The following is a 21,535-nucleotide window of genomic DNA, read 5'->3' on the forward strand; positions in this document are numbered from 1 at the left end:
GTTTTTCTAAAACTTTAACTTGGTATGCCAAATTTTCAATCTTTTCCCTTATGTCCGTAGCACCGTTCACATTAAGCCATAACAAAGAAAGCCATGTTCAACAGTTGTTTGAAATTACTGCATTGCAACATCCGGAACTTAATGCAGTGGTTTTTAACGACAAGAAACTAAGCTATAAGGAATTAGACGCCAAATCGGAGGCCTTAAAGCAGGTTTTATTAAGCATTGCCCTTGATCAGGAAATTATCGGAGTCAGTGCCAGCCGCTCCCTGGAAATGATTATTTCTTTACTGGCCATATTAAAAGCGGGTAAAGCTTACCTCCCATTGGATCCCAGCTATCCCGAAAATAGGCTTCATCAAATTATAACAGACTCAGGAGTTAAAACATGTATCGCCTTAAGCAGTGAATCCGTCTTTTTTTCCAATCTTGGACTACAGCCTGTTCATGCAGCGCAAACTGCATCAGAAATAGATCTTGCCCCAATAAAATCCGGCCTAAATGGCTGTGTGCTTTACACTTCCGGTTCTACAGGAAAACCCAAAGGTGTCTGCCTGGGGCATCAAGGTTTAACCAACTTTCTAAATTGGCAGAAAGAGCACTCCCTGAGCGAAGTGGGTACCAGATCATTGCAGTTCTGTCATTTGAGTTTCGACGCTTCTTTTCAGGAAATCTTTGTCCCATTAACAACAGGAGGAACACTATACCTGATTGGAGACGATGACCGCCTCGACGGAGGTAGGTTATTGAGCTTCCTGATTCAACATCAGATCAACAAAGCATTTTTTCCATATGTGACCTTGCAATATCTCACAGAGGCTTCCGTTGCAGAAAACAAATATCCACTCCAGCTAAAGGAAGTCACCACCGGGGGTGAACTTTTAAAAATCAGCGCTACGATAAAAGCTTTCTTCTCTGCATTAACCGGCAGTAGCTTTCTAAATATTTATGGCCCAACAGAAGCCACGGTTTGTGTCACGACACTGAAATTATCAGGAGATCCTGAAGAATGGCCTGCAATTCCCACCATTGGCAGTCCGATGGCGGGTTCCTCTGTATTTATCCTGGATGAAAACCTCCAGTTGCTGGAAAACGGAAATGAAGGTGAATTATGCATTTCAGGGGTATGTCTCGCAGATGGATACCTAAACCAGAAAGAATTAACCACTGAAAAATTCATGGACTGGGTTCACCCTGTACTCGGTAAAATAAAGATTTACAGAACCGGGGATCTTGGGAAATACCTGGAAAATGGAGAGATAGAATTTCATGGACGAAAAGATGGTCAAATCAAAATACGCGGTAACAGGGTTGAACTTGGAGAGATAGAAGTTGCATTAATGCAGCACGAAAGTGTAGAACAAGCGGTAGTCCTGTTAAGGGAAGATCAGCCGGGAAGAAAAAACCTTGTGGCTTATGTGGTTGGAAACAAGCAGACTTTCGATGCCAAAATCCTGCGTGACCAGATCATGAACCTACTGCCTGACTATATGATTCCTTCAAGTTTCATCTGGCTGGAACAATTTCCAAAAACCGTTAGCGGAAAGATAGATAAAAAACTACTGCCAAAACCGGATGCTAAAAGACCGGAGTTGAACGTGCTTTATAAAAAACCGGGGACAAGGCTGGAAAAAGAAATCGCTTATCTCCTATCGGATATCCTTCAATATGACAAAATAGGAATAGATGATAATTTCTTTGAACTCGGCGGAAATTCACTACTGGCCCAAAAGGTGGTATCGGAATTAAAATACAAGCTGGATTATCATTTACCAATCACCAAATTATATCAATTCCCAAACGTTGCTGCGATAGCAAAATTTCTGGACAAGAATACCTCTGCAAGGGATAAGGAATTCAAAAAAGGAACTGCAAAAAATCAATCTGCCGACATTGCGGTAATTGGAATGGCAGGCAGATTTCCGGGAGCCAATACCATAGATGGCTTATGGAACCTGCTCACAGAGGGAAGAGAAACCACCACATTCTTTACACTGGCTGAACTGGACACCAGTATTCCAGCGCATATCAGGCAAGATCCATCCTATGTAAGTGCAAGAGGAATTATAAAAGATGCCGATCAGTTTGATCCGGTCTTTTTTGGAATTAATCCCAAACTGGCACAGCTTATGGATCCTCAACAGCGAATTTTTCTTGAAATCGCGCAGGAAGTATTGGAACAAACTGGTCATTCTGCCTCAAAAAACGATCAGAAAACAGGGGTTTTTGCTGGTAGTGGCAGCAATACCTATTATGAATATAATGTATTGCCACATCCTGATCTTATTGAAAACCAGGGAAAATTACAAGTGCTCACCGTTAATGAAAAGGATTATATTGCTTCCAGAACGGCTTATCACCTGGACTTAAAAGGCCCGGCAGTTAGTGTTAACTCAGCTTGTTCGACGTCTTTACTTGCCATTGCCCAGGCGGTAAATAGCCTCCGTTCCGGACAATGTGATGTTGCATTAGCCGGCGGCGCAAGTATCACTTCACCCATCAATAGTGGTCACCTTTATCAGGAAGGAAGTATGCTTAGTGTCGATGGACATTGTCGTCCTTTCGATGATGCAGCAACCGGAACTGTATTTAGTGACGGTGCAGGTGTGGTCCTCTTAAAAAGACTGGAAGATGCCCAAAGAGATGGCGATACGATTTATGGGCTGATCAAAGGCGTAGGCATAAATAATGACGGCTCTGGTAAAGGAAGCTTCACCGCTCCAAGTACAGAAGGACAAGCAGATGCCATCGCTCAGGCGATCGAAGATGCTGGAATTGAAGCTTCGGAAATCAGCTATATCGAAACGCATGGAACAGGCACCCCAATTGGTGACCCCATAGAATTTGAAGGACTCCAGACCGCCTTTGGAGCACAAAAAAAGCATCAGTTCTGTGCAATTGGTTCTATCAAGAGTAATTTTGGTCATTTAACACAGGCTGCCGGTGTAGCGGGTCTGATAAAAACCTGCCTGGCATTACATCATAAAAAAATCCCGGCCTCTCTTGGTTATGTCAGCCCCAACCGAAATATTGATTTTGCCAATAGCCCGTTTTATGTTAACCATTCCTTATCGAAATGGGATGCAGACAGGAAAATTGCCGGAGTCAGCTCTTTTGGTGTTGGCGGAACCAATGTCCATGTGATCCTTGAAGGCTATGAAAACAAACCTTCCCGCTCATCAGCGGGCAGGTCTTCCGAATTGATTGCCTGGTCCGCAAATTCAGAATATAGCAGGGATCAATATGCCAAAGCCCTTTCTGCAGATCTGAAAGATCGTGGAGAAGTCAATATTTCCGATATCGCCTATACCCTGCAAAAGTCAAGGACGGATCTTCGTTTCAGAAGGTTTCAGGTCTCAGGTGATGCAACGCAGCTACAACAGGCACTTTCTGAAGAGAAACCAAGTCCCACCGGTGCCCACCAGCTGATAGAGCTACCGGGAGAAGTGGTATTTACATTTCCTGGTCAAGGTGCACAGTATTTGAATATGGGAAGGGAACTTTACCTGGAAGAGCCGGTATATAAAGCCGCAGTAGACCAATGTGCAACATTACTTACTCCATACATTCAGCTGGACATCAGAGACATTATCTTCCCACCTGAGCCATCTGACTCAGCCTCTGAAAAACTGAAAGACACGAGATATACCCAACCTGCATTATTTGTAACGGAATATGCTTTAGCAAAACTCTGGATGCACTGGGGAATCCTTCCAACACTATTTTGTGGACACAGTATTGGAGAATATGTTGCAGCACACCTGTCGGGTGTATTTTCACTGGAAGAGGCATTAAAGCTAATTGCAATCAGAGGTGCAATGGTAAGCACGCTTCCTTCAGGAAGTATGCTCTCCGTAAGAAATGAGGCCGAATCCGTTTCTGAATTGTTAACCGGCGACTTATCCATCGCAGCAATCAATAGTCCAAAACTCTGTGTGGTTGCAGGCCCGGATGATCAGGTGATGTCATTCGCAAGGTTACTGGACACCAGAGAAATTGCCAATAAATTATTATTTACCAGTCATGCTTTCCACTCTTCAATGATGGATCCTATTGTGGATGAATTCAGAAAGGTGGTTTCTGGTGTGGCCCTTAAAGCCCCGGAAATCGCAATCGTTTCCACGGTTACAGGAAATATTCTGACGGCTGCTGAAGCTACAGACCCTGATTATTGGGCAGGGCATCTTAGAAAAACAGTGCGGTTTAGCGATGCAATTGAGACGATTCTTGAGCGGGAACTTCCACTTTTTCTGGAGATTGGTCCGGGAAACGTAACCAGTACCCTGATTAAACAGATTGCGGGTTTTAAAGCGAAACAGGTTAAAGCCCTCTCTAGTTTAAGTAATAAAGAGAAGGAGAATTCCTCCATATTAAATGCATTAGGCCAGCTATGGCTTCATGGCTTAACTCCAGCCTGGAGTAATTATTTCGAAGGACAGGAAAGAACTTTCCTTAACCTTCCAACGTATCAATTTGACAGAAAAAAATACTGGGTCGACGCAACAATGGCGATACATCAAACTATTGCTCCTAACGAAGCCGAAAACCCAGCAGTAAATGAGCAAGAATTAATGAATACTCTTATGATGAGAAAAGACAACCTAGCAGCAAAGATCAAACAAGTATTAGAAGATGCCTCCGGGATAGAAATGAATGGCATTCCAACGGACAGCAATTTTCTGGAAATCGGACTGGACTCGCTATTGCTTACCCAGGTTGCAATTTCCTTAAAGAGAGCATTCAATCTGCCAATTACCTTTAGAAAATTAAATGAAGAATACCCCAGCATAGACGCACTGGTTGATTACCTGGATAAAAACACTGCTCCTGACGAAGTAAGTACACCACGGATTCAATCACAGCCTTCCCATGCCTCAAATCATCAACCGGTAGCACTACATCCTACAGCGCCTGTTAATGACAGCGCATTGGGACTCATTGCCCAACAATTGGAGATCCTGTCGAAACAAGTGATGTTAATGCAGGGGAACCAACCTTTGGCAGCCTCGAATACGGTTCCGCTGGTACATGCAGCGCCCGCTTTTGTCCGTTCTGAATCCTCCGAAAATCAGGAGTTAAGTCCTCAGGAAAAAGCAGAGATCCAGAAACCCTTTGGAGCAACACCTAAAATAGAGCGCAATTCCTCAGACCTGAATCCAAAACAACTCCATTTTCTTCAGGAACTGACCCGTAGTTATACCGCTAAAACATCAAAAAGTAAGGCTTATGCTGCAGAAAGCAGGTCGTTTATGGCTGATCCACGTGTGGTCTCAGGTTTTAGGCCACAAACTAAAGAACTCATTTACCCGGTGGTAATCAATAAATCAAGTGGCAGTAAAATGTGGGACCTTGATGGAAATGAATACATTGATGTTTTAAATGGCTTTGGATCTAACCTCCTGGGATATCAGCCGGAAGTGATCAGGAAAGCAATGCATGATCAGATAGAAAGCGGTTATGAGGTAGGCCCACAGCATGAACTCGCTGCAGAAGTCAGCAAGCTGGTTTGTGAGTTTACCGGTTTTGACCGTGCCGCGTTATGCAGTACAGGTTCAGAAGCCGTCCTTGGCTGCATCAGAATTGCCCGCACGGTAACCGGACGCTCCTTGATTGTCGCATTTACCGGTTCGTATCATGGCATTATTGATGAAGTGCTGGTTCGTGGAACGAAAAAATTAAAATCCTTTCCTGCAGCCGCAGGAATCATGCCCGAAGCGGTACAAAACATCCTGGTGCTGGATTATGGTACAGAAGAAGCATTGGCCATCATTAAAGAACGTGCCGATGAAATTGCGGCGGTACTGATTGAACCAATCCAAAGCCGGAGACCAGAATTCGTGCCGATAGAATTTATAAAACAAGTAAGAGAGATTACCACAGCTTCCGGAACGGCTTTGATTTTCGATGAAGTGATTACCGGATTCAGAATGCATCCTGGCGGTGCACAAGCGTTATTTGATATCCGCGTTGACCTTGCTTCTTATGGAAAAGTCGTAGGTGCAGGGATTCCAATCGGAGTCATCGCAGGAAAAAAAGAATTCATGGATGCCCTGGATGGCGGAACCTGGGAGTACGGTGACCAGTCTTATCCAGAGGTTGGAGTAACTTATTTTGCGGGTACTTTTGTCCGTCACCCTTTAGCTTTAGCTTCGGCAAAAGCATCTCTGAACTATATGAAAGAAAAGGGACCTTCTCTTCAACAACAGTTAAATGAAAAGGGAAATTACATTGCCGCCAGTCTAAATACAGAAATATCAAGAAGAAAACTTCCGTTTTTTGTTGCAAATTATGGTTCCCTATGGAAAGTAAAATTTAATGAAGAGGTTCCCTACAGCGAATTAATGTTTACCTTGATGAGAGAAAAAGGCATTCACATCTTAGATGGATTTCCTTGCTTCATTACTGAAGCTACCTCCGATGCGGACATCGCTCAGGTGATTAAATGTTTTACGGAAAGTATGGACGCCATGATTGAGGCTGATTTTTTCCCGGCTGCCATAGAAAAAAACGAACCCGTTAAGGAAAATGCAATTGTCATCAATGGAGATCAGCCTCCCGTTACAGGGGCCAGGTTAGGAAAAGATGAAAACGGCAATCCGGCATGGTTTGTAAAAGACCCTAATCAGGATGGAAAATATCTTCAGATTGAAATTAACTAATTATTATGATTGATCAGAAATCAGACCTTAGTTTTAACGAAATCGCCTTCAATCCCTTTGAAGATCAGAAAGATATTGAAAAAATTGTAGCCATTAACGAATCGCAGCGTGAAATTTGGCTATCCTGTGTCATAGGCGGTGATGAAGCCAGCCTTGCCTATAATGAATCGGTTTCATTAGACTTTGCAGGAACTTTTCAGTTCAATGCCTTCAAACAATCCCTTGAAATCATTGTAAGACGCCACGAAGCACTAAGATCTTCTGTGAGTGCAAATGGAGAGAATTTCATCATTTACAAAGACTTCCCCTTCAATTTTGAAATGGAAGACCTGAGCAGCTATGATCACCTTGAACAGCAACAACAGCTCCGGGACTTTGTAACCGATCAGATGAACCTTACGTTCGACCTGCAAAATGGTCCTTTATTCCGCGTACACCTTCACAAACTGGAAAAAAATCACCATTATTTCACATTGGTCATCCATCATATTATTGGGGATGGATGGTCTATAGGCATCATCTTAGAAAACCTGAGTAAACTTTATAATGCGCATTTGAAGGGTTTACCTGCAGTTCTGGACGAGGGACCTCAAATCAGCACTTATGCTTTAGAACAACACCACTTTCTTCAAAGTGAAGATTTCAGGAAAGTAGAAAACTATTGGCTGGACCTTTATAAAGGCAATATCCCCGTGTTAGACCTGCCAACGGACTATGCAAGACCAGCAATGCGTACTTACAAAGCCCATCGCATCGATCATCCTCTTTCTGTTTCGCTCATTAGCCAGCTGAAAGCAATGGGAGCGAAAGCCGGATGCAGCCTTGTCAACACAATGCTGACTGCCTTTGAGGTTTTTCTATACCAGCAAACAAGACAAAGAGATATCGTTGTTGGCCTGCCTACGGCCGCGCAATCTGCTACAGAAAACTTTGAATTGGTTGGACATTGTGTGAACCTCCTGCCTTTAAGAAGTATTATTGATCCGGAACTCTCCTTCCTGCAATACCTGAAACTCAGAAAATCAGCTTTTTTCGATGCTTATGAACACCAGCAGTTTAGCTTTGGACAGCTGGTAAAAAAACTAAACGTAAAAAGAGATACTTCCAGAATCCCCCTGGTTCCCGTAGTTTTCAATATGGATATGGGCATGGATAACGCAGTGTTTTTTGATACCCTTCAACACCATCTCGTTTCAAATCCCAGGGCCTACGAAACTTTCGAAATCTTTCTTAATCTAACCGGATCGAAAGACAGTTTTATATTGGAATGGACTTACAATACCCAGCTTTTCAAAGCCGCTACCATAGAGCGGATGACAAAGGAGTTCGAAATCCTTCTTGAAAAGTTGGCACAGCAACCTGAACTTCAGCTGAAGCAATTCTCCAAGGCAGATAAAAGGGGACCATCTGAAACATTGAAGTCTGCTGAATCTGCTTTTAAAAACACGATCGAACTGATCAATGAGGCTGCTGACCGTTATCCGGATAAAACTGCTGTTTCCTTCAGGAAGGAACAGCTGACCTATAGGCAGCTGATGGAGAAATCCAATCAACTGGCCTCCTGCTTAATTGAAAAGGGAGTCCGTGTTGGCGATATAGTTGGATTGTCAACAGAACGGTCCATGGAAATGATGATCTCCCTGCTGGCCATTTTAAAGGCTGGAGCAGTTTATATCCCCCTGGATCCGGAATATCCCCATGAGCGGATAGAATTTATGCTAACGGATTCTGCAGCAAAAACATTACTAACCTCGCGACAAAATAAAGGCAGGTTCCATACGGATGCCCTGGAAATTGTAATAGAGGAAATCTGGCAGGACCTTAGCAATTATCCGGTTCATCAACCTCAGGTACAAACAGGTCCAAATGACCTCGCTTATATACTCTATACTTCAGGCTCCACCGGAAAACCCAAAGGAGTAAAAATTACTCATAGGAACCTCTCTAACTTTTTATTGAGCATGCAGGTTGCTCCCGGTATGACTTCAGAGGACCGCCTGCTTGCCATTACCACGATTTCTTTTGACATCGCTGGTCTTGAGCTTTACCTGCCCCTCATTTCTGCTGCAGAGCTAATCATTGCGGATACAGAAGAAACAAAAGACGGAAGACTGTTACTCGGCATAATCGAGGAAAGAACGATCAGCATGATGCAGGCCACGCCTTCAACATGGCAAATGATGATCGACTCTGATTGGCAAAAAGCGTATCCGATAAAAATACTTTCGGGAGGAGAAGCCTTAAAAAAGGAACTTGCAGATCAATTGCTCAGACGATGTGCTGCCCTATGGAATATGTACGGTCCAACGGAAACTACCATTTGGTCAACCATCAAAAAAGTAAGCCCGGGGGATCAGCAACTCAGCATCGGTCATCCGATTAACCAGACAGAGGTCTATATCATGGATGAATTGGGAAGGCCTCTGCCTCCCGGTATGCCCGGAGAAATATATATTGGAGGAGATGGTGTGGCTGATGGCTATTTAAACAGGCCTGAACTGACCAATGAGAAATTTGTACAAGGGGATGAACCCGGTCAGGTATTATATAAAACCGGGGATCTCGGTAAATTATTAGAAAATGGCGAATACCTCTGTCTGGGAAGAATTGATCAACAGGTTAAAATTCGTGGACACCGGATCGAATTAGGAGAAATTGAAACCATCATTACTGCCCAGGAAGAAATTAAGCAGGCAGTCGTTCTGGCAAGAGAAGATACGCCTTCAGATAAGCGGTTGATTGCTTATGTCCTTCTTGATGACAAAACTGATCAGGATAACCTTTCCTGGAAAGATCGCTGGGATGCGCTTTACGATATGGGGGCAGCGTCCAAACAAGACCTGGCACTTTCCGGGAAGAATCTGGACGATAGTCTACTGGAGCATTATGAAAATAGTGCTGATTTAGCTTTGCAGGCCGCCGAATGGCTTCATTCCTCCGCAGAAAGGATTAAGCTGCTCGGTTCAAAAAAAATCTTTGAAATCGGCAGTGGTGCAGGGCAGCTCCTCTTTGAACTTGCCCCTGGAACCGAATACTATATGGCCACAGATTATGCACAGACGGCCATTCATAATTTAAACGAAAAATTGGCTGAGGCTCCTGATCAATGGCGCCATGTGAAGGCGAAAACAGCTGCAGCAGATGACTTTACGGACATTGTAGATACCTCATTTGATCTGGTCTTAATTCATAGCGTGGCCCAATACTTTGCCAATGCAGATTACCTGATTAAAGTGATAAAAGAAGCCGTTAAATCGCTCAGATCAGGTGGATGTATTTTTATCGGTGATATGCAGGGTAAGAATTCACTCAAAATGTGTCATGCGATGGATCACCTCCCCCATGCTGCTGATTCAAATACCTTGTCTTCATTTATCGAAGCTGTTCTCAACAGAGTCCGCATAGAGGATGAACTTGTTGCAGATCCGGGATTCTTCTATAGCCTGCCGGGGATTATCCCGGAAATTACCGGGGTAGATGTACAGCTTCGGAAAGGCCGGTCTTTAAATGAGACTACAAAATATCATTATGACATCTGGCTATATGTTGGAGTTCCATCACATACTACAGGCCCTGACCACCAGGTCGTCTGGAAAAATGAAGATTCTATACTTGAAACAGAGCGTCTGCTCTCTGCCAATCCATCACAGGTCCTGGAATTAAAAAATATTTTAAACGAACGTACCGCCAGGGACTACCGGTTATTGCAGCTCATGCAGAGCGGAGATCCCAATAGCCTTTTGAAAGAAATCAAAACTGAAGTGGCACAGGTAAACGAGGGTTGTGCTCCGGATTTTTTCTGGGACCTGGGAGAACGTTTAAACTTCAATGCACATGTCAGGTGGACCAGCGATGGAACAGATGGCCTGTTTGATGTGGTTTTTATTCCTTCCTCTCGTAAAGCAACGCTCCCTTATTTTTCTGCTGCTGAATCCTTAAAATCAAACTTGTATCATTACGCCAGGCTACCCTTCTCGAAGAATGAAATCATCATCTCTAAAGAGCTGATAGGAAAATGGAAAGAAAAGCTTTACAAAGCCCTGCCTGCCTATATGGTTCCTGAAGATTTCATAGCCCTCAAAAGCTTTCCTTTAACCGCCAATCTAAAAATCGATAGAAATGCATTTCCGAAACCTTACGCCAAAAGGTCGGATGATGGCAGCAATAAACAGAGCGGCGTAGTACTCACAAAAAATGAGCAGCTGGTTACAGATATCTGGTCAGCTGCACTGGGCCTGGAACACCTCAGTCTTACAGATGATTTTTTTGAACTTGGCGGACATTCCCTGCTGGCTGTAAAGGTGATGATAGCGATAGAAAAAGAAACAGGAAAGCGCCTTCCTTTAGCTACGCTATTTAACAATTCAACCATCCAAAAACTGGCCGCACAACTCTCTGCAGGCGAAGCTAATGAACTCTGGGAATCACTGGTTCCCATTAAAACTACAGGCAAAAAGGACCCTTTATTTATGGTTCATGGAGGAGGCTTAAATGTTCTGGTGTTTAAATCCATCAGTACTTATGTAAGTGAGGACCAACCTGTTTATGGTTTGCAAGCTCTGGGATTAAACCAGGAAACCCAGCTTTATGCCAGTATTGAAGAGATTGCAGCGGTGTATGTTTCAGAAATTATTAAAGTAAATCCGAATGGCCCTTTTTGTCTGTGCGGTTATTCTCTGGGAGGTTTTATTGTTTATGAAATGGCAAAACAACTGAAGGATATGGGAAAAGAGGTGAAATTTTTAGGAATTTTGGATACTTATGCCGGAGACGCAGGCGCTTCTACAGAAACATCGGTTAAATTAATCAAGAAGATCAAACGTCAGTTCTATAAGCTTCCCTTTTTTATAAGTTCTTTTTTCAAAAATCCCGGCGAAGCCATCCAATATCAGATCTATAGACTGAGGCTAAGACTGGACCGGATTTTTTGCAACCAGGCGAAAGATTACACCATTCATTTCAGTCCCTATGAAAAAGAGATTTACCATCACTACGACAAAGCCCATGACAACTACAAAATGGAACCTTCGGATATTAAGATCAGTCTTTTCAGAGTGAAAAAGAGACTCTATTATCTGGATGACCTGGTTTATCTTGGTTGGAATAAATTTGCAAAGCAGGGAGTAGAAACTCATGATGTTCCCGGAGATCATGAAACCTTTTTATATCCGCCAAATGACGAGGAATTTGCCAGGATTCTGCAAAACACATTGGACAAAATTTAATTTAATGGAACAGGTAGAAAAAAGCTTATTGACAGGGAACCTGAATTGGGTCCCTTATTCAGGACAAGGGCTGTCGGCAACAGACTTTGTCCAGGTTTTTAAAATCAGCGCTGGCAATTACTTTCGGCATATTGACGCAGCAGCCACGCTTTCAGCAACTGAGTCGGCTAAAGCTTCCCGGTTCCCGCATCAACAGAGCAGAGAGAACTACACGGTCCGCAAGTACCTTCTGCGACAGCTCCTCTCCCGTTTTCTTCAGGTTCCTGCGGCCGAAATTGTTTTTCAAATGCAGGGTAATAAAAAACCCATTGTTGATGGGGTTTCGTTTAATGTTAGCCATACTAAAGATCATATTGTAATGGCCTTCAGTGAAAGCGCTGTGGGAATTGATGTTGAATACATCGACGCTCATTTCCAATATCGGGAGGTCATAGATACTTGCTTCAGTCCTGCTGAAGCAGATTACATAGAAAATTCAGATACTCCGCTCCTCAACTTTTATACCCTCTGGACCAGAAAAGAAGCTTTATTAAAAGCAAGTGCAGAAGGTCTGGTGGATGAACTTAACAAAGTCCCTTCCCTAGCCCCTTATGTACTTAGGAACGCAGCGCAATACAAAATCGATAGCCATATGGCCACAAAAGAATCCCTCCTTAGCATTGCTGTATCCGGCCGGCCTAAAGAGATCAGATACTGGGATTTAGCAGATCCACTTATTTTCTTTTAGATTTCTCCCAGGCGGCGCTTTGATTCTTTTGATAATACCTGAAAATCCCTGCGATGACCGCATAATTCATTACACAAAAATAGTAAGGAACAAATAAGGCCTTTATACGGATATTCCTGTTTTCGAAATAAAGTCCGATGAGGCTGAGCAGGTAGAACAAAATCTGGAAAACAAATAAAGTCTGGTAAAACAAAGATCCGGTATCCAACGCAATCCATGCATTCATGATCAAGGCAAGAATCAGTAAAAAGGGGGTAATCGTCCAGCGTAAAACCCTATGGCTAATGTATTGAAAAGTAAAAACAGGATAGTGGAATGGGTTTGCTGCTTTTTTTAACCGCAATATAGATTGAATCCCGCCGGCGGCAATTCTTATCTTGCGTTTCAATTCTTCCTTCACATCTGCTGAGGCCGTTTCCATGGCATATGCCGCAGGTTCATAGGCAATGATATACCCGTTTTCTGCAATTCGCATAGCAATCATATGATCATCAATAATCGTATCAGATTCTACAGGCTGATACAATGCTTTACGGATGCTGAACAGTTCACCCGCAGCACCCACACCAGAGTACAAAGCATAGTCCCACTTTTTCAAAAGAGATTCATACTTCCAGTAAAACCCTTCTCCTGCAGAACTGGCATCAGCGGTTTCCTCAACCAGAATTCGCTTTTCTCCTGCAACGGCCCCTACTTTAGGATTCTGATAGTGTTTTACCAATTCCAGAAGTGCATCTTTATTCAAAAAGGTATTGGCATCCGTGAAAACGATGATCTCCATTTCCAGAAATGGAATGGCTCGTTTAATGGCCGCCATCTTTCCTTCCCTCGCGTCACTATGGAGCAGGGTAACCTCAGAATAAGCGCTTACCTTCTCAGCGGTATGGTCCGTAGATCCATCGGTAACAAAAATAACCTGGACTTTATCCTTGGGGTAATTCAGTGCCAGCGTATTCTTGATCTTTTCCTCAATAATATCTTCTTCATTATAAGCGGCAACCAATACCGATATGCCCGGCAAAGCGGTATCGTTTTTGAAGGCAAAAGGGGTAGAAAACAAGTTTTTAACCTTGACCAGGAGATACAATACAAAACCATACCCAACAAAGGTATATACAATCAGAAAAATGCTGATCCAAAACGCTATTATCATCAATATTTATATTTTAAAACCTAAATCGGCACTTTGATTTGAATGACTGAAATTCCAGATTAAGCCTTTCATTACCCACTTAATTAAATCTGTCCGGCCTTTTTTCAGGTAAACAAGCATTTGTTTTGGACAGGCAATGAAAATGTAAAACAAACTAAATAGTAGGGTATTTAGCCAACCCGTGTTGCGACGGATAAAAAGCATCCGGTTCCGGGTCATGAAATAGGTCTTGATACTACTTTCCTTTCCTACACTTACAGACTCTTTGTGATATACTTTTGTCCGCCCGCTGAACCAGATTTTCATGCCTGCTCTTTTAAATTTTTCGCACCAGTCCAGTTCTTCATAATACAGGAAATAATGTGCTTCCATCAAACCTACCCTTTCCAGGTCGGTCCTCCGGCACATCATTGCTGCACCATGACAAAATGCAGTTTCCCTGCTGGCCTGATCGTATTGTCCGGAGTTATGCTCCATATTACCTATTCCTTTATTTCGGCAGGTCAGGTAGTTCATCTCTGTAAATCCCGCATACTGAATCAGGTCAGGCTGATCATAATAAAGCAGTAAAGGCGAAATCAGACCTATTTCAGGATTCCGGTCCAATTCCTCACTGAGTACAGGTATCAAATTGGGTGTAATTTCCGTATCGTTATTTAACAAAAGGAGAAAATCTCCCGTTGCCCGCTCAATCCCTATATTATTACCACCTGCAAATCCAAGATTCTCTGCTGACCGGAGGTAGATAAGCCCCGGAAAAGTGGCTAGAAACTCGGGTCCATGATCAACTTTGCTGCCATTATCAACCAGAATTACTTCAAGCGGAATCTCTCCCGCGTGTTCCTTAACAGACTTTAAAAAAGCAATGGTTACTTCAGGTTGGTTAAAGTTGACAGAGATTATGGAGGTCATTTTCATGTTTTGTAAAAGTAATACTTTGATTTATCTTTTTTGTCTCAATATGACGATCAAAAAAGCTATAATTGTACCAGTCTTTTATTGAACCATCAATAACTGGATTTCCGGGGAATAATTCTATTGATTTGATACCTAATATTGATAGGATTGGTCATATGTGCAGAGAAATAAAAAAATGTCAATGTTAAGTATAATATCCACCTTATTAAAATATGTTGGAATACTCATCAGTATGTCATTTCCGCAACGCCAGCGTCCGGTTAACACCAACAGAGAAATTAATCCGACCTTCATTGCAGTTTCCGTTAAAGAGTTCGGAGATAGCACGAAACTTGTCCGCAACGATCTTCCTGCCACCATCTGTTATGTCTCCCGTAAATCGTCTCATCAGCTTTTAAAAACCAGATCTAAAAAGAGCATCGTTACCTCTTCTTACCAGCAATATAAGCATGATGGTAAAAAAGGACATTCAGATCTCTGCGGAAGCCGGAGTTATGGCTTTCCTGAGCAACTGAAAATATGGCAAATGCTGAAGCGGAATGAGCTGAGGCCTGTTAGGACGCACCATCATCGCATGCAGCGCGGTGATGTCGATAAGTCTGATGACCCCTTGTTTAGCCTGTATATCTAGGAGACAGGATCCACCGCGTTAATTGCCTGGAACCTCGTCTTCTGATGAATACACAGAATAAAAAATTTGTTAATATTCCAGAAAAAAACCACCCATTAATGGAACATTTGGAATATTGGCACCATATTTTCACTGCTAAACATTTATTGTAAACATGCGCATTGCCCATCTGATCTTAACTTATACCAATCCACAACAAACCGAAAGGATGATCAGGAACTTATATCATGAAAATTTTGACTTTTACATTCACGTAGATAGAAAATTCGATATCAATCCTCATCTTTTTTTAAAAACACTGCCTAATGTCTATTTCATAAATAACCGGGTTGACGTAAAATGGGCCGGTTTTAGTACAGTTATTGCTACTTTTGAGTGTATCAAGGAAATTGTAGCTACAGGAATCCCTTATGGCTTTATTAATTTTCTAAGCGGACAGGATTATCCGCTTAAACCTGCATCGACTATTTATGAATTCTTTGAAAATAGCGCAGGTAAAGAGTACCTTAGCTACCGGGATATAAAAAATGACTGGAAAGAAGGTCTGATCCGTATGGAGAATTATTTCCTGTCGGGCTATCACTTTCCCGGAAAACACAGGCTCGAAAAAGTGATCAATAAAATCCTTCCGAGAAGGAAACTGCCTTATAAATTACACCCATATGGGAAATCAATGTTTTGGATGCTCAGTCCGGAGGTAGCGATGTATGTAGTCAATAAAGTAGAAGGAGATAGAAAACTGAAGCAGTTCTTTTCTTTTACCTGGGCCAGTGATGAATTTGTTTTCCAGACCATCATCCTCAATTCCAGGTATAAAAATAAAGTGACTAATAACAACTATAGATATATCGACTGGTCTGCGGGAGGAGCAAATCCTAAAGTACTGGACGAAACAGATTTTGAACATTTAAAGAAAACAGAAATGTTGTTTGCGAGGAAATTTGACATGGTCAACAGCCCTGAAATTTTAGATTTAATCGACAACAACTTATTACAACATGGCACATATAATTAACATTCAGACATTTAAAGACAGCAGAGGTATTCTAACCGTATTGGACCAGGTGGTTCCATTTGAAATTAAACGGTTATTTTACATCTATGCTGTTGACGATACTGACCGCGGAGGTCACAGACATCACGAAACCCATCAGGCCGCCATTTGTATCAAAGGTTCTTGTAAAATCACCAACAATAACGGTAAGACAACTGAAATTTTCGACCTTGATAGTCCTGAAAAGTGTCTTTTTTTATTACCCGAGGATTGGCATGTTATGCACGATTTCTCTGCAGATGCAATTTTACTTGTACTAGCTTCTACCGCATTCGATCCTAAAGATTATATCTATGAGCCTTATGATACCGTATGAAAATCTAAAAACTTTAAATAAATCATTTGAAGAACAACTCAAACACAAATTTGATCTCTTTTTAGATAAAGGCTGGTATATACTGGGAGAAGAAGTATCCTCATTTGAGAAGGAATTTGCACAGTATCATGATGAAAAATACGTGGTCGGGGTAGCGAATGGTCTTGATGCATTGATCCTTTCTTTAAAGTGCTGTAAATTTAATGATGGAGATGAAGTTATTGTTCCTTCCAATACTTATATCGCCACCATTCTGGCAATTATACATTGCGGACTAAACCCTGTATTGGTAGAGCCTGATCCTGAAACCTATAATATAGATCCGGAGCAGATTAAAAAATCTATTACCGGCAAAACCAGGGCAATTATGGTAGTACACCTCTACGGTCAATGCTGTGATATGGATCCGATCCTGGAAACAGCCAGACTGCACCAGTTGAAAGTAATAGAAGATTGTGCACAGGCCCACGGCGCGAAATACAAGAACCGTCTTGCGGGAACTTTTGGTGATTTTGGTGCTTTTAGTTTTTATCCTACAAAAAATCTGGGGGCGCTGGGCGATGCAGGTGCAGTGATCTGCAAATCCGAAGCCGATTATGAGCAGTTAAGGCAACTAAGAAATTATGGTTCTGAGAAGAAATACCATAACGGTGTGATTGGCTACAACTCCAGACTCGATGAGCTGCAGGCTTCATTTCTAAGAATTAAACTCCCCCGTCTGAATGAGATTAATGAACATAAAAGGGAACTTGCAGAGATTTATTTTGAGGGCTTAAATCCCTCTTTTGTGAAACCGAAGATTCATCCTGATTTTCATAACGTATATCATATCTACAACATTCTACATCCGGAAAGAGACAGACTTAAACAGTATTTGCTGGATCATGCCATTGGAACAGAAATACATTATCCGGTTGCCCCTCAGGATCAGATTGCTTTAAAGGGGTATTTAATGAATTTCGATTACCCCATTTCTACGCATATTCATCAGCATACCTTGAGTCTGCCTTGCTCTTTTGCACATACGAAGGAAGATATTTATAAAGTAGTTGATGTTTTAAATAAATTTAACTTCTAATTTTTTCAACGCTTATGTTTTACCTGATAAAAGAGCTGATCCCTCCTGTTGCGCATAGTTTAAGATGGTATAGTTTTAAATACGGCTGGAAGGGTGACTACAAAAATTATCAGGAGGCCCAGGAAAAATGTACTGGTTATGATGAAGAACACATCCTGAACAGGATCATTGAAAGTACCTTAAAGGTTAAAAACAAAGAAGTTCCATATGAAAGGGATGGCATTGCCTATGATACCGTTCAAATGAACTTCCCCTTGTTAAAAACCTTACTGTATGTCGCTTCAAAAAACGACAACGGACTGACCATCATTGACTTTGGAGGATCGCTTGGGACTACTTATTATCAGAATTATCCTTACCTGAAGCATTTAAAAAGGTTGAGGTGGTGCATTATAGAGCAGCCGAGATTTGTGGATGTTGGAAAAGCACAGTTTGAAAACGAACATGTCCGTTTTTACCATACCATAGCAGAATGCATGGCAGAAAACGATCCCCAGCTTTTCCTGATCTGTAATGTCCTTCAATATCTGGAAAAACCATATCAGTTACTGGAAGAAGTAAAAAGTACAGGCATTCCACATCTGCTGCTCGATTTTATAGGCTATAATAATGAACAGCGTGACAGAATTACGATACAGCACGTTCCTCCGGTATTTTATGGGATAAAAGCATCCTATCCATGCCATTTCCCTGATCGTAAAAAAATCGAAAATACCCTAAATGAGAAATATAAAAAAGAATATGACTTTATCTCTGCAACTGAAAAATACTATCTCCAGCTGAAACCATTCAGGTATGAAGGTTCATTTTGGGAAATCATAAAATAAAGAATCACTCCACCATTATATCTGTTATTTTTGTGACGATGATTAAATCATTTACCGGTAAACTCCATAAGTTAAGTACCAATCTGAATCTGCTGAGGATCCTGAAACTGATCTGGTCAGCGTCAAAAACATGGACTACGGTATCCGTGATTTTCATTATTATAGAAAGTGCTTTGTTCTTTTCCTCACTATACATGCTGAAGGTATTGATTGACACCATTTCAAAGCATGGCATCAATAACCTTCAAAATGAATCGGAAGTAATTAAGTACCTGATCCTTGCAGCCTTATCGGCTACACTGTATGCTGGAATAAAAGCAATTTCAGGATACATTACAGAAAAACAATCCGGAGAAGTTGGAGAATATATTGACAGCAAAATCCATGAAAGTGCCATCGGACTTGATCTGTCTTTTTACGAAAGCCCGGAATATTTCGACATTCTTAAACGGGCCAGAGATATGGGTACCGACCGTCCTAATCTTATTGTATTCACGATTGTTGATATCGCCAGGAACACGATCAGCCTGGCCGTCATTGGCTCTATGCTGGTTTCTATCGACTGGCGGCTATTTCCGATCCTTGCTGTCTTTGTGATTCCTACTTTATGGGTGCGTATTAATTTCGCCAATAGTCAAAATGCACTTCGTATTGCCCAAACTGCACTGGAGAGAAAATCCGGTTATATGAGTACCTTACTGACGTCCGATGTCCATGCAAAAGAAATCAGGAGCTTCGGACTTGGTGCCCATTTAAGAAAAATATACACCAGCATCCGCCTGGACCTGTTGGCTGGAAAACTTAAGATCAGTAAACATCGTACCTATAAAGAGTTGATGACGTCCACGATTGCCGCAATGGGCTTTTTTGCATGTATTGCTTATATCGCAATCGGTAGCATCCACGGAACAACAAGTGTTGGAGATATCACCCTGTTTCTTGTTGCCTTTCCTCAGTCTTTTAATGTCTTACAGGGCTTGTCGACCAGCATCTCCACGCTCTATCAGAACAATATTTTTGTAAAAAGCATTTTTGAACTCTTTGACCTGAAGAGCAGTTTACCGGAAAGCCATGCCCCACTGACAATTCCCGATGATCCGAAAATAGACCTGGAATTGAAAGATCTCGGCTTTAGTTACCCTCATGCTGATCGTCCAACATTGTCCGACATCAATATTAAAATGCCCGCAGGTAAAATCATTGCCGTAGTTGGAATGAATGGGGCCGGAAAATCAACGTTAATCAAATTGATGTGCAGACTTTATGACCCGACTTCAGGACAAATTACTTTAAACGGGACTGACATCAGAAATTTTGAAAGTGCCGACTACCGGAAACAAATCTGTGCAGTTTTTCAAGATTTTGGAAAATACAATGTGACTGTGGCAGATAACATCAAATTCGGGGATATTTATGGAAACAGACATCCTGATGAAATCGCTGAAGCAGCAAAAAACTCAGGCGCTGATTTATTTATCGATACATTTCCTGCGGGATATCAAACCGTTATGGGCAGAATTTTTGAAGATGGCCATGAAGTTAGCATCGGTCAATGGCAGAAACTGGCAATCGCAAGGGCTTTTTACAGCAGTTCCCGATTTATCATTCTGGATGAGGCCACGAGTGCACTGGATGCCAATGCGGAGAAAATATTATTCGACTCTTTCCGCGAAAGAATAGGCAACCGCGCGGCTTTGATCATTAGCCACAGACAATCGGCAGTTAAACATGCGGACTATATATACATGCTTTCCGATGGAAGAATCGTAGAATCAGGAACACATGAAGAACTTATTGCCCTGGCTGGACACTATTATAAGCTGTTCAATAAAAATGCTTCACGACATCATATATAAAAAAATTACCCGCGATGAAAGAGCAATCCGGTGCCGAACAAAGCATGCTTAAAGGTGTAAAATATCTTTATGATCACCAATACCCAAATGGGGAGTTTTGCTGCTATATCGGTGATGAAGACGAAATGAAAATGTGCATTACCCACAGTAATGTTTTTCCTACTTCCCTCATTTCTCAATCCCTTCTGCATTTAAGGCACCTCCCTGAAGTAAATCAGATTTTGGAAATGGCAGGGGCTTTCCTGCAGTATCAGTCGATGAGGGCCGGGGTATGGAACAATTTCACGATATTAAATCCGCTGTTCCCGATCTGTCCGCCAGATGTAGACAATACGGCATGTGCTTCAAAGGTACTTCAGGCCTTAAATAAAGGATATCAACCCAATGAAGAAATACTATTGGCCAACAGAAATAAATCCGGCCTGTTTTATACCTGGTTCACTTTCAGGCCAAGCCTGGTTCCGATCAAAGACTTCTGGTTGCTGAACCTAAGGGCCTTAAAGCATCCGGTCAGCTATCTGCTCTTCTGGAGAAATACAGAAGCAGGACGTTATGATATTGACGGAGCAGTGAATGCAAATGTAATGTTCTACCTCGGCCTGAATGAAAAAACAGCTCCTATAGTCCCCTATTTACTGGATATTATTGACAAAGAAAAAGAAGGAGATTGTGACCTTTGGTACCGCAATCCATTTACAATTTATTACTTTATTTCCAGGAATTACGAAGCAGGTATTCAGCAATTGGAGCCCGCTAAAGAGAAAATGATAACAAGAGTGGTCAAAACAGCAAAAAACAATGGCGCATTTGGAGATGGTGTGCTGGACACCGCTTTAGGCATCATTACCCTGATTAATTGTGGTTACTATTCGCCTCTGCTGGACTCAGCTGTTCAATACCTGATCAGTGAGCAACAGTCCTCCGGCGGATGGATCAGATGGGCTGTTTATTATGGAGGGCCAAAAAAAAGATTGTGTTATGGTTCTGAAGAAATGACAACCGGTTTCTGCCTGGAAGCACTCTCCCTATATGATAAAAAAATCCCTGATCCTCATTCTCAGATTTAAATCCGGAATAAAGACCAGGGAATT

12 protein-coding genes are annotated in these 21,535 nt (G+C 42.0%); 10 read left to right on the top strand and 2 right to left on the bottom strand.

Annotated elements, in window-relative coordinates:
* The first annotated feature begins 50 nt into the window (after nucleotides 1-50).
* From DBR43_RS15975 to DBR43_RS15985, 3 genes are read left to right on the top strand one after another with little or no spacing between them, the layout of a single operon-like run.
* A complete protein-coding gene (locus DBR43_RS15975; RefSeq protein WP_124582548.1) occupies nucleotides 51-6,659 on the top strand; it encodes a polyketide synthase in 6,609 nt (2,202 codons plus the stop codon).
* Nucleotides 6,660-6,664: 5 nt separating this feature from the next.
* Nucleotides 6,665-11,884, top strand: a complete 5,220-nt coding sequence (locus DBR43_RS15980) for a non-ribosomal peptide synthetase (RefSeq protein WP_124582550.1) — start codon at nucleotides 6,665-6,667, stop codon at nucleotides 11,882-11,884.
* A 4-nt stretch (nucleotides 11,885-11,888) separates the two neighbouring features.
* Nucleotides 11,889-12,611, top strand: a complete 723-nt coding sequence (locus DBR43_RS15985) for a 4'-phosphopantetheinyl transferase family protein (protein WP_158622513.1) — start codon at nucleotides 11,889-11,891, stop codon at nucleotides 12,609-12,611.
* On the opposite strand, the gene DBR43_RS15990 is transcribed toward DBR43_RS15985, so the two are convergent.
* On the bottom strand, nucleotides 12,598-13,764 hold the full coding sequence (locus DBR43_RS15990; RefSeq protein WP_124582554.1) for a glycosyltransferase family 2 protein: 1,167 nt from the start codon (nucleotides 13,762-13,764) through the stop codon (nucleotides 12,598-12,600). The genes DBR43_RS15985 and DBR43_RS15990 overlap by 14 nt on opposite strands.
* Before the next feature lie 6 nt (nucleotides 13,765-13,770).
* Nucleotides 13,771-14,676, bottom strand: coding sequence for a glycosyltransferase family 2 protein (locus DBR43_RS15995; protein WP_233602993.1), 906 nt, complete (start codon nucleotides 14,674-14,676; stop codon nucleotides 13,771-13,773).
* Nucleotides 14,677-14,863: 187 nt separating this feature from the next.
* On the opposite strand from DBR43_RS15995, the gene DBR43_RS16000 reads away from it, so the two are divergent.
* The 7 genes from DBR43_RS16000 to DBR43_RS16030 all read left to right on the top strand — a co-directional run bounded on the left by DBR43_RS16000 (nucleotide 14,864) and on the right by DBR43_RS16030 (nucleotide 21,511).
* Nucleotides 14,864-15,313, top strand: coding sequence for a hypothetical protein (locus DBR43_RS16000; protein ID WP_124582558.1), 450 nt, complete (start codon nucleotides 14,864-14,866; stop codon nucleotides 15,311-15,313).
* Nucleotides 15,314-15,467: 154 nt separating this feature from the next.
* Complete coding sequence (locus tag DBR43_RS16005) at nucleotides 15,468-16,328, top strand: beta-1,6-N-acetylglucosaminyltransferase (protein ID WP_124582560.1); 861 nt, start codon at nucleotides 15,468-15,470, stop codon at nucleotides 16,326-16,328.
* The gene (locus DBR43_RS16010) at nucleotides 16,312-16,683 is read left to right on the top strand and encodes a sugar 3,4-ketoisomerase (RefSeq protein WP_124582562.1); all 372 of its coding nucleotides are present in this window, start codon (nucleotides 16,312-16,314) and stop codon (nucleotides 16,681-16,683) included. The genes DBR43_RS16005 and DBR43_RS16010 overlap by 17 nt, the downstream gene beginning before the upstream one ends.
* On the top strand, nucleotides 16,661-17,761 hold the full coding sequence (locus tag DBR43_RS16015; RefSeq protein ID WP_199757068.1) for a DegT/DnrJ/EryC1/StrS family aminotransferase: 1,101 nt from the start codon (nucleotides 16,661-16,663) through the stop codon (nucleotides 17,759-17,761). The genes DBR43_RS16010 and DBR43_RS16015 overlap by 23 nt, the downstream gene beginning before the upstream one ends.
* Nucleotides 17,762-17,775: 14 nt before the next feature.
* Entirely contained in the window at nucleotides 17,776-18,588 is an 813-nt protein-coding gene (locus DBR43_RS16020) for a methyltransferase, TIGR04325 family (RefSeq protein ID WP_124582564.1), read from the top strand.
* A 38-nt stretch (nucleotides 18,589-18,626) separates the two neighbouring features.
* On the top strand, nucleotides 18,627-20,444 hold the full coding sequence (locus DBR43_RS16025; RefSeq protein WP_124582566.1) for an ABC transporter ATP-binding protein: 1,818 nt from the start codon (nucleotides 18,627-18,629) through the stop codon (nucleotides 20,442-20,444).
* 14 nt (nucleotides 20,445-20,458) lie between these two features.
* A complete protein-coding gene (locus DBR43_RS16030) occupies nucleotides 20,459-21,511 on the top strand; it encodes a hypothetical protein (RefSeq protein ID WP_124582568.1) in 1,053 nt (350 codons plus the stop codon).
* The last annotated feature ends 24 nt before the right edge of the window (nucleotides 21,512-21,535 follow it).

Source organism: Pedobacter sp. KBW06 (genome assembly GCF_003852525.1).
Taxonomy (GTDB): domain Bacteria; phylum Bacteroidota; class Bacteroidia; order Sphingobacteriales; family Sphingobacteriaceae; genus Pedobacter.